This is a genomic window from Acutalibacter intestini, from assembly GCF_034334985.1.
GTDB lineage: Bacteria > Bacillota > Clostridia > Oscillospirales > Acutalibacteraceae > Acutalibacter > Acutalibacter intestini.
In genome coordinates this window covers 35,717-49,727 of record NZ_JAWXXL010000025.1, presented here as the reverse complement: position 1 = coordinate 49,727, position 14,011 = coordinate 35,717, and the positions used below count along the sequence as shown (strand labels likewise).

Sequence of the window (14,011 nt, the reverse complement as noted above, 5' to 3'; positions counted from 1 at the left end):
ATCAACCTGGACATAGGTGTTATCCAAGTGAAACGGCAGGTAGCCAGGATTGATGGGGAAGTGGTGGAGGCTCCGTTGAAAACGAAAAATTCCTACCGCACGCTGTCCATCGGAGCAGATGCGATAGAAATTCTTAGAGAGCAGAGGAGCAAAGTGGCTGGCGAGTATGTGTTTCCCTCGCCCAACGGCGGGCCAATTTCGCCGGACAGTGTCCTGCATATGCTACACCGGGTACTGGATAGAGCCGGATTGCCACCCTTGCGTTTTCATGATTTGAGGCACACGTTTTCAACGCTGGCACTCCAAAATGGAGTAGACATCAAAACGGTGTCGGGTATGCTGGGCCACTACAGCGCAGGGTTCACCCTGGACACCTACGCCCACGTCACCACCGCCGCACAGAAAGAAGCGGCCCGCACGATGGACAACTTACTATCCGGCAGTGTTTAGAAGTACCCGGTCGTTTCCCCGTATGGGTCAGCGCATGGGTCAGGTAAGGGAAACAAAGGGAAAATGCAAAATGAAATCCCCGGAAACCCTAGTGTTTCCGGGGATTTTTGGTTGCGGGGGCAGGATTTGAACCTGCGACCTTCGGGTTATGAGCCCGACGAGCTACCGAGCTGCTCCACCCCGCGATATTTAATGAACTCTCGTTTGAAAGCTTATTTATTATAACACACACCTATGAGAAATGCAAGTGTTTTTTTCGAAATTTGAAAAAAATTTCTGCGGCCAAAGATTTCTGAAAGGGGCTTTCCAACCGGCGCTATGCTGTGGTATAATATATGCATAGTATTTTTAAGGAATGTCCAAAGATGGAACGCTTCTGGAACTCTCATCTTCGGATGGCCAACTGTCGCTAAAGCGGTATACCATATAAAAGACAGTGGGAACAATGAAATAATATGTGAGGAGGTAGTCTACCCCATGACAGAAGAATACACCATTCCGCTATCAAGCATAATAGAAAACCAGGGGCTGGAGCCGCTCCATCTGCCCCGGGACCCCAGCCTAATTACCGTGCGTTCTCGGGACGTGAACCGCCCCGGCCTGGAGCTGAATGGCTTTGTGGACTATTTTGACCCGAACCGTATTGCTATTATTGGCCGCTCGGAAATGGGGATGCTCAGCCGTTTTGGCGAAAACCAGCGGTCTGAGGACATCGAGCGCTACTTTGCCCTGCATCCAGTGGCAGTGATTCTGGCCCGGGGGATCCGTCCCTGGGAGGCTATGATGGAGGCGGCGGAGCGCTACGAAATTCCCTTGCTTGTTTCTCAAGACACCACTTCCAGCGCCCTGGCTAGCCTGGTGGCCTATCTGAATGTAGAGCTAGCCCCCCGCATCACCCGCCACGGGGTGTTGATGGAGGTGTACGGCGAGGGGATTCTTCTGGTGGGGGACAGCGGTGTAGGAAAGTCTGAAGCCGCTATTGAGCTGATCAAGCGGGGCCACCGGCTGATTGCCGACGACGCAGTGGAAATACGCCGGGTGTCCAGCATTTCTCTGGTGGGCCAGGCGCCAGAAAATATTCGCCATTTTATTGAACTGCGGGGCATTGGGGTGGTTAACGCCCAGCGAATTTTCGGCACTGGCGCGGTAAAGCCCACCCAAAAGGTGGAGCTGGCTATAAAAATGGAGCCCTGGGATGCCACAAAGCTGTACGACCGTATGGGCATGGAAAATGACTATACCGAGATATTGGGGATTCGCGTGCCGGTAATTACCATTCCGGTAAAGCCTGGACGCAACCTGGCGGTGATTATTGAAGTGGCGGCCATGAACAACCGCCAGAAGAAGATGGGCTATAACGCGGCCCAAGAGTTATTGACCAATCTGGGGATGGACCCCCAGGAGCTTCAGCCCAGATACACAAAGATGGATCTGGAGATATAGCAAGCCTGCTTGCATAGTATCTTAATAGTATAAGGGCTTTTAGGACTGATACGGGCCCTGACCGTTGGCCTTTGTGGCTGCGCGGCTGCGGCAATCTGTAGTCTACACGGGCCTGACTGGTGGTCTGTCGGTGAAATTGGCTAAGGAGCTGCACCCTGCTGGGAAAGCGCCGTACTTTTGACTTTGCCAACTTTAGCGGGGCGTTTCCTAGGGACAGTTCTGCCCCAAACCCCGTTTTCACGGGTAACGTTCCATGTTCCTGTTCCCACCCGGCGAACCGCTTTTTGGTGGGGCTGACAGGGAAACATTTAAGGCAACCCCGCACCATTCGCGGGTGGCGCCTTAAGCACCGTCTTGCTTGCAGATTTTCCGTGATAGCGCACAGCTTTCACTTGTCAATGGTGAGATTGACGGCGCTCAATCTGTACACTCTGAAGAAAAATCTGACTGCCCAATACGGTACTTAGAATTCTGCGGTATTGCCTTAGAAAAAATCCAGAATAAAAGTTTTTGAAGGAGCCAGGGGACTTTTTAAGAAAAGTTTTCCTGGCTGGGTGCGGGAAAAAGTCCCGCGCCTTAAAGGGAGGAAAGCGTATGCGTGACTATTCGGTTCTGGACCAGGCTGCGGGACGGCTGGGGTGTGTTTGTCAAAAGGACGCGCCGCTGGCCCCGCTGACCACCTTTAAAATTGGCGGGCCGGCAGACCGGCTGCTGCGGGTGGAAACCGAGGCTCAGCTTAGCGGCCTTTTGGCAGCCGTTCAAGAGACGGGGCTGCCTCTGCTGGTGCTGGGCAAGGGATCAGATCTGCTGGTAGGCGACCGGGGGTTTCGAGGAGTGGTAGTCCAGCTTGGGGAAACGTTCCGGCAGGTGCGCCTGTTAGAAGATTGCTGTACGCTTTTGGCTGGGGCAGGCGCCCCTCTGGCCTCGGTTTGCACCTTTGCCCGGGACCATGCCCTGACCGGGCTGGAGTTTGCCTGGGGTATTCCCGGCTCGGTGGGTGGCGCGGTGTTTATGAACGCCGGGGCCTATGGCGGGGAGATAAAGGACGTAGCGGTAAAGGTTTGTCATGTAGACCTGGCCGGGAAGCCAGGGCAGCTTTTAAGCAAAGAACTGGATTTTTCCTACCGGCACAGCGCCTACTCGGCAGGGGGGCGGATCATTACTTTTGCCCAGCTGAAGCTAAAGCCTGGCCGGGAAGAGGATATTGCCGGAAAAATGGAGGAGCTGATGGCCCGCCGCAAAAAGAAGCAGCCCTATGATATGCCCAGTGCGGGGAGTACATTTAAGCGGCCTAAAAACGGCTACGCCGCAGCCCTCATTGAGAGCTGCCATCTAAAGGGCCAACGGGTGGGCGGAGCGCAGGTCAGCGAAAAGCACGCGGGCTTTGTGGTGAATACCGGCGGAGCCACCTGCCGGGACGTGCTAACGCTGATGGAACAGATACGGGAGACGGTGTTACGCCAAACAGGCGTTGAGCTGGAGCCGGAAGTCCGGATGGTAGGGGAATGAATTTTTGTAGATGTGGGCCTAGGCCGGTCGTGTTTTGGGTTATGGCACGCTGGCCTTGCTCTAGCACACCTGTGTGTGTCCGGACATGCAGCTGTGCGGGGGCGGCGCCCCTGTGAGCTTAAAGGAGGAAATGGTAATGGAATTTGTTGTAGTGACCGGTCTTTCGGGGGCGGGGAAGACTCAGGCCATGCACTCGATGGAGGACATTGGCTTTTTTTGTGTGGACAACCTGCCCCCAGCGTTAATTCCGGTGTTTTATGACCTGTGCGTAAAGTCAGAGGGTGCCATGGGCCGGGTTGCTGTGGTGACAGACACCCGGGGCGGCGAGCTGTTTAAATCTTTTTTCACCGCTATGGAGACCTTGAAACAGGAGGGAAAGCCCTATAAGACCCTGTTTCTAGATGCCTCGGACGAGGTGCTGGTGCGCCGTTTTAAGGAAACCCGCCGCAAGCATCCCCTGGACCTGGGAGGCTCTTTAGAGCAGGCGGTGCGGCTGGAGCGAGACATGCTGGGCCCCATGCGGGGCTGCTCGGACTATGTGATTGACACCACAGCCTGTGCCCCAGCCCGGCTGAAAGGGCGTATTGCAGAGCTGTTTTTGGCCTGCTCCAGCGATTCTATGCCCGTATTCTGCGTCAGCTTTGGCTTTAAGTTTGGCATTCCCATGGAGGCGGACCTGGTGTTTGACGTGCGCTGCCTGCCTAACCCCTTTTATGACGAAGAGCTGCGCCCCAAAACTGGGCTGGACCCAGAGGTGCGGGACTATGTGATGGATAATGACGAGGCCCGGGGTTTTGCGGCCCGTTTGACGGATCTAATGGACTACCTGCTGCCCCTTTATGAAAAAGAGGGAAAAAGCCAGCTGGTGGTGGCAGTAGGCTGTACAGGAGGGCGCCACCGCTCGGTGGCCATGGCCCAGTACCTTGGGGACTACCTTAGCGAAAAAGGGGTAAAAGCCGGCGCCTCTCACCGGGATATACAAAAATATTGAGGTAAAGCCATGAACTGTGTGCTGGTCTGCGGAATGCCTGCCGCCGGAAAAACCACTATTGCCCGATATTTGTCTAAAAACCTGGGTCTGCCCATGTTTTCAAAGGATGAAATCAAGGAGCGGCTGTACGACACCGTGGGCTTTGGCAGCCGAGCGGAAAAAGTGGCCCTGGGGGTGGGGGCCATGGAAGCTATGTACTATGCCGCCAGCCAGGTAATGGCTGTGGGCGGCTCTGTGATACTGGAAAATAATTTTGAGAATGCCTCGCTGCCTGGGCTGCGGGCGCTGCTGAAATCCTTTGACTGCCGGCCGGTGGCCGTGATGCTGACCGGGAATGTGAAGATGATCTACCAGCGCTTTTTGCAGAGGGACCTTTCCCCCCAGCGCCACCGTGGCCACGTGGTGAATACCTGTTACCCAGAGCCGCCGGGGGAAAAGCCGCCCTATGTGCCTATTACCCTGGAGCAGTATGTGGCGGGGTTCGCGGGCCGGGGCATGGACCGCTTTGACGTGGGCGGGCCCCGGATAACCGTGGACGTGACAGAGCTTTCCCAGGTGGATTTTGAAGCGGTAGCCCGGCAGGTGCAGGGGCTTTTTTGAGGGGTGCTATGTCATTTACAGGAGAAATTAAAAGGGAACTATGTAAGATTGACCAAAAAAATAACTGCTGTATTCGGGCCGAATGCTATGGGGCCTGGCTGTTTTCCAAATGCTTCACGCTCAAGGACGCCTCTTTTACCACCGAGTACGCCGCTGTGGCCCGGCGTATGCTGGAACTGGCCGCAGCAGGTGCAGGGGTAAGCGCCCAGTTGACTTACGCGGTAAGCCGCCGGAACCGCCCGGCCTACCGCGTAGAACTGCCTGAAGAGCAGGAGCGCCTGCGGCTGGCGGAGGCCTTTGACCACACGGGCCGGGAGCCCAGTCTACGCATCAACCGGGCGGTGCTGGAAAACCCCTGCTGCCACGAGGCGTTTCTGCGGGGGGGATTTTTGGTCTGCGGCGTGGCCACAGACCCCAACAAGGCCTACCACCTGGAGTTCGCCGCGCCGTATAAAAACCTGGCTGGGGACCTATACACGCTTTTGGGAGAGGTGGAGGCTTTCTCTGTAAATCCGGCGGTGGTACGGCGCAAAAGCGGCTATGGCGTGTACCTAAAGGACAGCGGGCAGATCGAAAACCTGCTCATCTACCTGGGGGCCACAGGAGCGTCTATGGAGCTGATGCAGGTGAAGATGTACAAGGAAGCCAAGAACAATATTAATAGAAAGACAAACTTTGAGACAGCCAATATGGATAAGACCTTTTCTGCCTCTGCCCGGCAGGTGGCGGCTATCGCTGCCATCAGCGACCATAGGGGTCTGGAATCATTGCCGGAGAATTTGCAGGAACTGGCCCAGCTGCGCCTGGAGTATCCAGACCTTACTCTGCGGGAGCTTAGCCAGCGGCTAGGGGTTAGTCGTAGCGGGGTGAATCACCGGCTGCAAAAGCTGCTGGAAATAGGGGAGAGGCTCATTGAGGAAAAGGGCCTGGAATAGATTATGTAAAGGGATCGAAAATTACGTAAACCTCGACTTCTGAGCGGTAACCGGACAAAAGCGCAAAGATTCCCCGAAGAAAAGGTTTCGCTATCTTGACGGTCGCTTCGCGGCCAGAGTTGACGCGGGGGATTAGCCCCTCTTTGCCACAGGCGGCCGCGCTCTCTGCAAGGAGGGAACCACTCGTTTGCCCCTGCGGTATTGCGCGTACTTTGTTTGATTTTACTATATAGAAGGGAGGCGTTGCCATGGCTTTCGCCCACCTACATGTCCACACTGAATATAGCCTGCTGGATGGTGCCTGCCGCATTGAGCGGCTTTTGGACACTGCTCAGGAAATGGGCTACCAGGCTGTGGCCATTACGGACCACGGCAACATGTACGGCACCATTGACTTCTACAAAGCGGCTAAAAAGCGGGGCGTTAAGCCTATTATTGGCTGTGAGGTCTACGTGGCAAAACGTACCCGTTTTGACAAGGTCCACGAGCTGGACAGCGAAAACCGCCACCTGGTGCTGCTTTGCGAAAACGAGACCGGTTATCACAATTTGGCCGCTATGGTTTCCATGGCCTGGACCCAGGGCTTTTACAACCGCCCCCGGGTGGACTTTGAGCTGCTGGAGCAGTACCACCAGGGCCTTATCGCCCTTTCGGCCTGCGTTTCTGGAGAGATTCCCAGGGCCCTGCTGCGAGGAGAGTATGAGGAGGCCAAGGCCGCGGCCCTGCGCTACCAGGGCATTTTTGGCAGTGGGAATTTCTTTTTGGAGCTCCAGGACCACGGCCTTAACGATGAACGTTATGTAAACCCGGGCATCATCCGGCTTTCTGAAGAGACAGGCATTCCCCTGGTGGTTACCAACGACTGCCATTATATTTCCGCCGAGGATGTGGAGATGCACAAGGTACTGATGTGCATTCAGACCGGCCGCACGGTGGAGGAAGAGGGGGGGCTAGATTTTGGCTCCGGAGAACTGTATTTTAAGTCAGAGGAGCAGATGCGCGCCCTGTTTCCCGAGCTGCCGGAGGCTGCGGACAACACGGTGGAAATCGCCCGGCGGTGCAATGTGGAGTTTGAGTTCGGCAAGACCAAGCTGCCCCGGTTCGACACCCCTGATGGCAGCTCTAACCAGGAGTTCTTTGAAAAGCTCTGCCACCACGGCCTGCGCAGCCGTTATGGGGAGGAGCCGGACCCAGAAATTACTGCCCGGCTGGAGTACGAAATTCGCACCATCACCCAGATGGGTTATGTCAACTACTATCTCATTGTCTGGGACTTTATCCGCTACGCCAAAAGTGTGGGCATTCCCGTGGGACCGGGCCGGGGCTCTGGTGTGGGCAGCCTGGCGGCTTTCTGCGTGGGCATCACTAATGTGGACCCGATCCGATATAACCTGATTTTCGAGCGGTTTCTCAATCCCGAACGGATCAGCATGCCGGACTTTGACATTGACTTTAGCGACGAGCGCCGGGACGAGATTATTGACTATGTACTGGAAAAGTACGGCGCGGATCATGTGGCGCAGATTGTCACCTTTGGCACCATGGCCGCCCGGGGGGCCATTCGGGACGTGGGCCGGGCTATGGCGGTGCCCTATGGTAAAGTGGACCAGGTGGCCAAAATGGTACCCCTAGAGCTTGGTATGACCCTCTCTGAGGCCTTAAAGCGATCTAAAGATTTTCGGGAGCGCTGCCAGGCCGACCCCCAGGTAAAGGCCCTGGTGGACATGGCCATGAAGGTGGAGGGCATGCCCCGCCACACCAGCACCCACGCGGCGGGAGTGGTGATTACCGACCGGCCGGTGATGGAGTATGTGCCCCTGGCCCGCAATGATGACGTGGTGGTGACCCAGTTCACCATGACAGCCATTGAGGAACTGGGCCTGCTGAAGATGGACTTTCTGGGCCTGCGGAACCTTTCGGTCATTGACAATGCCCAAAAGCTCATTCAGGCCCAAGAACCGGAGTTCTCTATGGACAATCTGTCCTACGAGGACCCCGAGACCTTTGCCATGCTGGCCCAGGGTTACACAGTAGGGGTGTTCCAGCTGGAATCGGCGGGCATGACCCGGCTAACGGTGCAGTCCGGGGCTCGGGGCATTGAGGATCTGACGGCTATTATCTCCCTGTACCGGCCGGGGCCCATGCAGTTTATTCCCATGTACTTGGAAAACTGCCGGAACCCGCAAAATATTAAGTACAAGCACCCCCGGCTGCGGCCTATTTTGGAGGTGACTTTTGGCTGCATCATCTACCAGGAGCAAGTGATGCAGATCTTCCGGGAGCTGGCGGGCTACTCCCTGGGCCGGGCCGATGTGGTGCGTCGGGCTATGTCCAAAAAGAAGCACGATGTGTTGGAGCAAGAGCAGAAAATTTTTATCCAGGGCCTGCAAAGAGAGGACGGCAGCTGGGAAGTGGAGGGCTGCATAAACCGGGGGGTGGACCAGGCTGTGGCCCAGGAACTCTTCCGGGAGATACAGGACTTTGCTTCCTATGCTTTTAATAAGTCCCATGCCGCGGCCTATGCCTACGTGGCCTACCAGACCGCTTATTTGAAGTGCCATTATCCCCAGGAGTATATGGCGGCGCTGCTCTCCAGTGTGCTGGGCTGGGCGGGCAAGGTGGCGGAGTATACAGAGGAGTGTAAGCGGCTGGGCATCACAGTGCTGCCTCCCCATGTAAACACCAGCGGCTCTGGCTTTACGGTGGATGGAAAGAACATCCGCTTTGGGCTGGCGGCAGTAAAGAACCTGGGCCGGGGGGTCATTGCCCGGTTGGTGGAAGAGCGCCGCCGGAACGGGGCGTTTGCGTCGTTTTATGACTTCTGTCGGCGCATGGCGGGGCAGGAGCTAAACCGGCGGGGAATTGAGAGCCTCGTCAAGGCCGGGGCCATGGATGGTCTGGGAAACAACCGCCGGGAGATGCTTTTGGCTGTAGAGCAGGTGTTGGGGTCTCTAGAAGAGGAACGCCGCAGAAACCTGGAGGGACAGATGGGCTTTTTCGATACACCCGCCGCGGGAATAGGCGGCGAGCCAGTATTAACCAAAGCGGAGGACTTCTCTGTGGTGGATAAACTTTCCATGGAGAAAGAGGTTACAGGCATGTATCTAACAGGCCATCCTATGGCTGGGTACGAAGCGATGTACCAGTCTGGCCGCTATGCCCGCAGCGACCAGATTTTGCAAAGCGCCCAGGGGGAGCTAACCCAGTATCAAGACGGCCAGCGGGTGGTGCTGCTGGGCATTGTCACCTCTTTGCGCCGCAAGGACACTCGGTCCGGAGCCACGATGGCCTTTGCCACCCTGGAGGATATGTACGGCCCGGCGAACCTGCTGGTGTTCCCCAGAACCCTGGAGGAGTTCGGTTCTCTTTTGCAAGAGGGCGCGGCGGTGGAGGTGCTGGGGCGGCTGAGCTTTCAGGAGGAGAAGGAGCCGGAGGTTCTTTGCGAGAAAGTCAGCCCGCCGCCCTCGGAAGCCGAAGCGGGCCAGTCCAGGTCCAGCGGCCGGCCTGGGCTGTATCTGCGGGTGGACTCCAAGGAGGATCCCCGCTACCGCAAGGCCATGCAGTATGTGGCGGTATTCGACGGTGGATATAATGACCTGTATATATTTTTTAAAGATAGCGGAAAGCTGATGAAAGCCCCGCCAAAGTACCGGGTAGAGGTCTGCCCCCAGCTGCTAAGGGCGCTGGGAGAGCTTTTGGGAGAGGGGAATTCTCAATTTGTCGCAAAATCTTCCGCAACCCCTTGATAATTCCTGAATTTTTGATATAATGTAATGTAGATAAGAACCCAGCGGGCTTGGCGCCCGGCAAAGGTTGGAGGTTAAAGAATCAATGGGAGCGAAAACGATAGCAGTATTGACCAGCGGGGGCGACGCCCCCGGTATGAACGCGGCGGTCCGCGCCGTGGTGCGCAGTGCCATTTCCTTTGACATGAAGGTTTATGGCGTAATGCGCGGCTACAACGGGCTTTTAAACGGTGATGTGAAAGAAATGGTGATGCGCAGTGTTTCAGACATTATTCAGCACGGCGGTACGTCTCTTTTCACGGCCCGCAGCCCGGAGTTCAACACCCCCGAGGGCGTGAAAAAGGCGGCGGATTTCTGCCGCTCGAAGGGAATCGACGGTGTGGTAGTCATTGGTGGAGACGGCTCGTTCCGGGGAGCCAGGGACTTGTGTGCAGAAGGTATTTCCTGCATTGGCGTACCCGGCACCATCGATAATGACATCGCCTGCACAGACTACACCATTGGCTATGACACAGCCTTGAACACCGCTATGGAAATGATCGACCGCATCCGTGATACCACCGAGAGCCATGACCGGTGCAGCGTGGTAGAGGTAATGGGCCGCCGCTGTGGCGACATTGCCCTGCATACCAGCATTGCCGTGGGCGCTATGACTACCCTGGTGCCCGAAGTGCCCTATGACTTTGAACGGGACATTGTGGAGCGGATGAAGAAGGCCCAGCGTACCGGCAAGCGTCACTACATAATCGTGGTGGCCGAGGGCGTGGGGCATACCCAAGAGCTTACCGAGCGCATCCAGGCAGCCACAGGCATTGAAAGTCGGGCTACAGTACTGGGCCACGTGCAGCGGGGCGGTTCGCCCACTTTGCGGGACCGGGTGGTGGCCAGCCGAATGGGCTACCACGCGGTAGAACTGCTGCACAACGGCGCCACAAATCGGGTAGTGGCCCTAAAGGGCGAACAGGTAGTAGACTTCGATATTACCGAGGCCCTAAATATGCCCCGGGTATTTGATGAGAATCTGTACAGGGTTTCGGCCCGGCTGTCCATTTAACCAAAATACTTTCCTGTGTTAAAAAAGACGTCCCCAGTGCGGGGCGTCTTTTTGGTTGATATGGACAGGAAATAACGCGCAAAAATCCTGACCCTTTGTGATCGATTCAAAAAAAACCGACCGCCGTGGGGATACCTACGGCAGTCGGTTAGATAGAGCCTGGCATTAGGCCAATTCCTGCTTTCTGCTCTGGACGATCTCCTCCAGCTGGTTCAAAACGGAAATAGCGGTCACATCCTCTACCAGTGCTGAGAGAAGCTTGGGAACAGACTGCTCGGTAAACACCGGGCTGTTCCGAATTTGCATCACAGCGTAAATATCAGCCGAAACACAGGGTGTAAAGGTACGAGCATAATTCTTAGTACTTTGAACAAATCCAGCCACCTCAATGGCCTTTTTGTCCAGCATGGAGTTTAACAAGATATGGATGGAAGAAGCTTTCCAGGTACGGTCGGGGGTCAGCTCGATGATCTCAGACCGAGAAAGTGGGTGGCCCTCCCTCCACATTAGCTCCATGATCTCGTTTTCAGATCTGGTTAATCTGAAGTAGCGTGCTTTGCCATTATTCATTGCAACGATACCTCCCCATTTAGAATGTTTTATCGTACCTTCTACATAGATAAATAATAAATGTATTTCCATAAAAAGTCAATTCGTTTTGAGAATTAACCACTAAAATTTGAAAAAATATTTCTTGAAATTCTGGCTTGAAGTTTTAAATAGGAAATTTTACATTAACACTTTCTCCTGGCGTCAGGGTTTCGGGGGTTACCCGGCAACCAATGGCCTCGACGCGCACGCCGCAGGCAGCGGCTTCGGCTAGGGCCAAGGCGAACTCTGGGTCGGTTTCTCGGTTGGGGGAGAAGGTCTTTACCCCCTCCATCTGCACTACAAACAACACGCACGCCCGGTATCCCTGGCGAACGCAGGCGCACAGTTCCCGCAGGTGCCGGGCCCCCCGGGCGGTGGGCGCGTCTGGAAACAAAGCCAGTCCATCTTGCTCCAAAGTAACGCCCTTTACCTCCACAAACCAGCGCTCTTCAGCAGTTTCAGCGTAAAAGTCGAAGCGGGAAGAGCCAAAGCGGGTCTCGGGCCGCAAAAGACGCAGCCCGGGCAGCAGGGCGGGCATGTACTCGGCGGCCACCTTGTTGGGGGCTTGGCTGTCCATGTTAATCAGCAGCGGTCCTTTTTTCACAGCCACCAGGTCGAACCGGGTCTTGCGGGCAGGGTTGCCGGACTCCTCCAAATAAACGGTAGCTCCGTCTACCAAAAGCTCCCGGCAGCGGCCGGTATTTTTTACGTGACAAATTTCCAGGCCCTCCGCAGTCTCTACATGGGCGATGAAGCGGTTAGGCCGCAGGCGGAAAATGCCCGGTACGATATGATGATAAGTCATGTCCCGCCTCCTTCCTGCTTTTTGCGTTGGGGGTGACTAGGGATTGAGAAGGGCTTGGACGCTTCTAAAAGTTTATGCATAAGGCCCCGATCTGCCAAATGAAAATCCCAGAACCTGCTTGGCCCTAGAGTTTGTTTTAAAATCGGAGAAATGCTGGCGCCTTTCGAGGCTTTTTGGCGCCGAAACCAACCATTTCTGGGCAAAACAGACCCTGTTTCGGAGTCTTCAAACAGACTCTAGTGGCGTTTGCCAAAACCCCCAAACCAGCCCTGCCCTGAATGGGCAAAAGCAGGTTTTAGCGGAGGCCATAACTCTACTGCGCCCAATACTTCCGGTCCAGGCTGCGGTACTGCACGGCCTCTGCGGCATGGGGCGCCTCTACCATGTCGCTCTCCTCTAGATCCGCAATCGTACGGGCTACCTTGAGTACCCGATTATAGCTTCGGGCCGAAAATCCAAATTTGTCAAAGGCCCGCTTAAAAAGCCGGTCCGCTTCTGGCGTTACCTGGCATAGCTCCCGCAGCAGGGCGGCGGGCACGTCAGCGTTGCAGGTGTAGCTTTGTCCCGCGTAGCGTTCCACCTGGCGCTGGCGGGCGGCATTGACCCGCTTCCGTATTTCTGCGGAAGCTTCGGCTTTTTTGCCATCGGTCAGTTCCTCAAAGTTCACTGGCGGAACCTCAATGTGTAGGTCCATCCGGTCCAGCAGAGGTCCGGAAATTTTAGCCAGATACCGTTCCACCGTGCGGGGCGGGCAGGTGCAGGCAATGCTGGGATGACCAAAGTAGCCGCAGGGGCAGGGGTTCATGGCGGCCACCAGCATAAATTTGCAGGGGAAAGTGGCGTTTCCGCCAATGCGGGAAATGGTCACCTGCCCGTCCTCCATAGGCTGGCGCAAAACCTCCAGAGTGCCGCGGGTAAACTCGGGCAGCTCGTCTAAAAACAGCACCCCATGGTGGGCCAAGGAGATTTCCCCGGGCCGGGGAGCAGTGCCCCCGCCAGAAAGCCCCACAGAGGAGACCGTGTGATGGGGCGAACGGAAGGGACGCTGCCCCAGCAGCGCGGCGCCCTGGGGCAGCTGCCCGGCAATGGAGTGAATCATGGTGGTCTCCAGGGCCTCGGTAAAGGTCATTTCCGGCAGAATGGAGGGCAGGCGGCGGGCCAGCATGCTTTTGCCCGAACCTGGAGGCCCCAGCAGCAGAATGTTGTGGCTTCCGCTGGCGGCGATCTCCAGGGCCCGCTTAACCTCGGACTGGCCCTTGACGTCCGCGAAGTCCAGAAATTCCGAATAAGCGGGCGACATAGGCGTGGCTGCGGCGGGGGAGATAGGCGTTTTCCCCAGCAGGTGGGCGGCAAGCTTCGGCACATCCTGCACCGGGTAAACCTCCAAGCCCTGGATAACAGCCCCCTCTGCGGCGTTGGCGGCTGGGACAAACAGCCGCCGGAACCCAGCCTCTTTCGCTTTGGCTGCCATAGCCAGTACGCCGCGCACCTGTCGTACCTGACCAGAAAGGGAGAGTTCTCCCAAAAACACAGCGTCGTCGGCCTGGCGGGGCAGCTGCCCTGACGCCATCAGTAGGGAGAGCAGTAGGGCCAGGTCGTAAATGGGGCCCTCCTTGCGCTTGTCTGCCGGAGCCAGATTTATGGTGACGCGGCCTATGGGAAAATCGAAGCCGCAGTTGCGTATGGCGGCGCGCACCCGGTCCCGGGACTCTTTCACTGCCGCGTCAGGCAGACCCACCACCTCGAACCCAGGCAGGCCGGAGGAGAGGTCGGTTTCTACCTCCACCGGAAAAGCCTCCATGCCGTAGGTGCCCATGCTGTGTGTTTTTGCAACCATACAATCACCTTCCAGTACAGTATCATAACTTGTATTTTCCATATAGTCAA

The 14,011-nt window shown here is 56.3% G+C and carries 11 protein-coding genes and 1 tRNA gene; 8 read left to right on the top strand and 4 right to left on the bottom strand.

Annotation, left to right across the window (positions count from 1 at the left end; genetic code table 11):
* The coding region (locus U8U68_RS15645; RefSeq protein WP_322202437.1) for a tyrosine-type recombinase/integrase at positions 1–450 on the top strand (450 nt) is incomplete at its 5' end.
* A 108-nt stretch (positions 451–558) separates the two neighbouring features.
* On the opposite strand, the gene U8U68_RS15640 is transcribed toward U8U68_RS15645, so the two are convergent.
* Positions 559–635, bottom strand: a tRNA-Met gene (locus tag U8U68_RS15640).
* Between the two features lie 292 nt (positions 636–927).
* Between U8U68_RS15640 and hprK the strand changes: the two genes are divergently transcribed.
* The 7 genes from hprK (at position 928) to pfkA (ending at position 10,728) form a co-directional block, all read left to right on the top strand.
* Entirely contained in the window at positions 928–1,893 is a 966-nt protein-coding gene (hprK, locus tag U8U68_RS15635; protein ID WP_322202435.1) for an HPr(Ser) kinase/phosphatase, read from the top strand.
* Positions 1,894–2,487: 594 nt separating this feature from the next.
* Positions 2,488–3,402: a UDP-N-acetylmuramate dehydrogenase gene (gene murB / locus U8U68_RS15630; protein ID WP_322202433.1), complete on the top strand. Its 915-nt coding sequence runs from the start codon at positions 2,488–2,490 to the stop codon at positions 3,400–3,402.
* Positions 3,403–3,538: 136 nt separating this feature from the next.
* Positions 3,539–4,393 carry an RNase adapter RapZ gene (gene rapZ, locus U8U68_RS15625; protein ID WP_322202431.1) on the top strand — a complete coding sequence of 285 codons (855 nt, stop codon included), beginning with the start codon at positions 3,539–3,541 and terminating at the stop codon, positions 4,391–4,393.
* Positions 4,394–4,402: 9 nt separating this feature from the next.
* On the top strand, positions 4,403–4,993 hold the full coding sequence (locus U8U68_RS15620; RefSeq protein ID WP_322202429.1) for a P-loop nucleotide/nucleoside kinase family protein: 591 nt from the start codon (positions 4,403–4,405) through the stop codon (positions 4,991–4,993).
* An 8-nt stretch (positions 4,994–5,001) separates the two neighbouring features.
* Positions 5,002–5,928 (top strand): DNA-binding protein WhiA, encoded by a 927-nt coding sequence (gene whiA, locus U8U68_RS15615; protein ID WP_322202427.1) that lies wholly within the window; start codon positions 5,002–5,004, stop codon positions 5,926–5,928.
* Between the two features lie 248 nt (positions 5,929–6,176).
* Positions 6,177–9,674, top strand: coding sequence for a DNA polymerase III subunit alpha (locus U8U68_RS15610; protein WP_322202425.1), 3,498 nt, complete (start codon positions 6,177–6,179; stop codon positions 9,672–9,674).
* A gap of 85 nt (positions 9,675–9,759) precedes the next feature.
* Entirely contained in the window at positions 9,760–10,728 is a 969-nt protein-coding gene (gene pfkA / locus U8U68_RS15605) for a 6-phosphofructokinase (protein WP_322202423.1), read from the top strand.
* Between the two features lie 165 nt (positions 10,729–10,893).
* Here the strand turns inward: pfkA and U8U68_RS15600 are convergent, their stop codons facing one another.
* The 3 genes from U8U68_RS15600 to U8U68_RS15590 form a co-directional block, all read right to left on the bottom strand.
* Entirely contained in the window at positions 10,894–11,298 is a 405-nt protein-coding gene (locus tag U8U68_RS15600) for a BlaI/MecI/CopY family transcriptional regulator (RefSeq protein WP_322202421.1), read from the bottom strand.
* 145 nt (positions 11,299–11,443) lie between these two features.
* Positions 11,444–12,124 carry a DNA/RNA nuclease SfsA gene (sfsA, locus tag U8U68_RS15595; protein WP_322202419.1) on the bottom strand — a complete coding sequence of 227 codons (681 nt, stop codon included), beginning with the start codon at positions 12,122–12,124 and terminating at the stop codon, positions 11,444–11,446.
* 313 nt (positions 12,125–12,437) lie between these two features.
* Complete coding sequence (locus U8U68_RS15590) at positions 12,438–13,961, bottom strand: YifB family Mg chelatase-like AAA ATPase (RefSeq protein WP_322202417.1); 1,524 nt, start codon at positions 13,959–13,961, stop codon at positions 12,438–12,440.
* Positions 13,962–14,011 lie beyond the last annotated feature (50 nt).

Coding starts and splice junctions, on each gene's coding strand:
- U8U68_RS15600 (WP_322202421.1), bottom strand. CDS start 11,298: ATGAATAATGGCAAAGCACGCTACTTCAGATTAACCAGATCTGAAAAC.
- pfkA (WP_322202423.1), top strand. CDS start 9,760: ATGGGAGCGAAAACGATAGCAGTATTGACCAGCGGGGGCGACGCCCCC.
- U8U68_RS15610 (WP_322202425.1), top strand. CDS start 6,177: ATGGCTTTCGCCCACCTACATGTCCACACTGAATATAGCCTGCTGGAT.
- murB (WP_322202433.1), top strand. CDS start 2,488: ATGCGTGACTATTCGGTTCTGGACCAGGCTGCGGGACGGCTGGGGTGT.
- whiA (WP_322202427.1), top strand. CDS start 5,002: ATGTCATTTACAGGAGAAATTAAAAGGGAACTATGTAAGATTGACCAA.
- rapZ (WP_322202431.1), top strand. CDS start 3,539: ATGGAATTTGTTGTAGTGACCGGTCTTTCGGGGGCGGGGAAGACTCAG.
- U8U68_RS15590 (WP_322202417.1), bottom strand. CDS start 13,961: ATGGTTGCAAAAACACACAGCATGGGCACCTACGGCATGGAGGCTTTT.
- hprK (WP_322202435.1), top strand. CDS start 928: ATGACAGAAGAATACACCATTCCGCTATCAAGCATAATAGAAAACCAG.
- U8U68_RS15620 (WP_322202429.1), top strand. CDS start 4,403: ATGAACTGTGTGCTGGTCTGCGGAATGCCTGCCGCCGGAAAAACCACT.
- sfsA (WP_322202419.1), bottom strand. CDS start 12,124: ATGACTTATCATCATATCGTACCGGGCATTTTCCGCCTGCGGCCTAAC.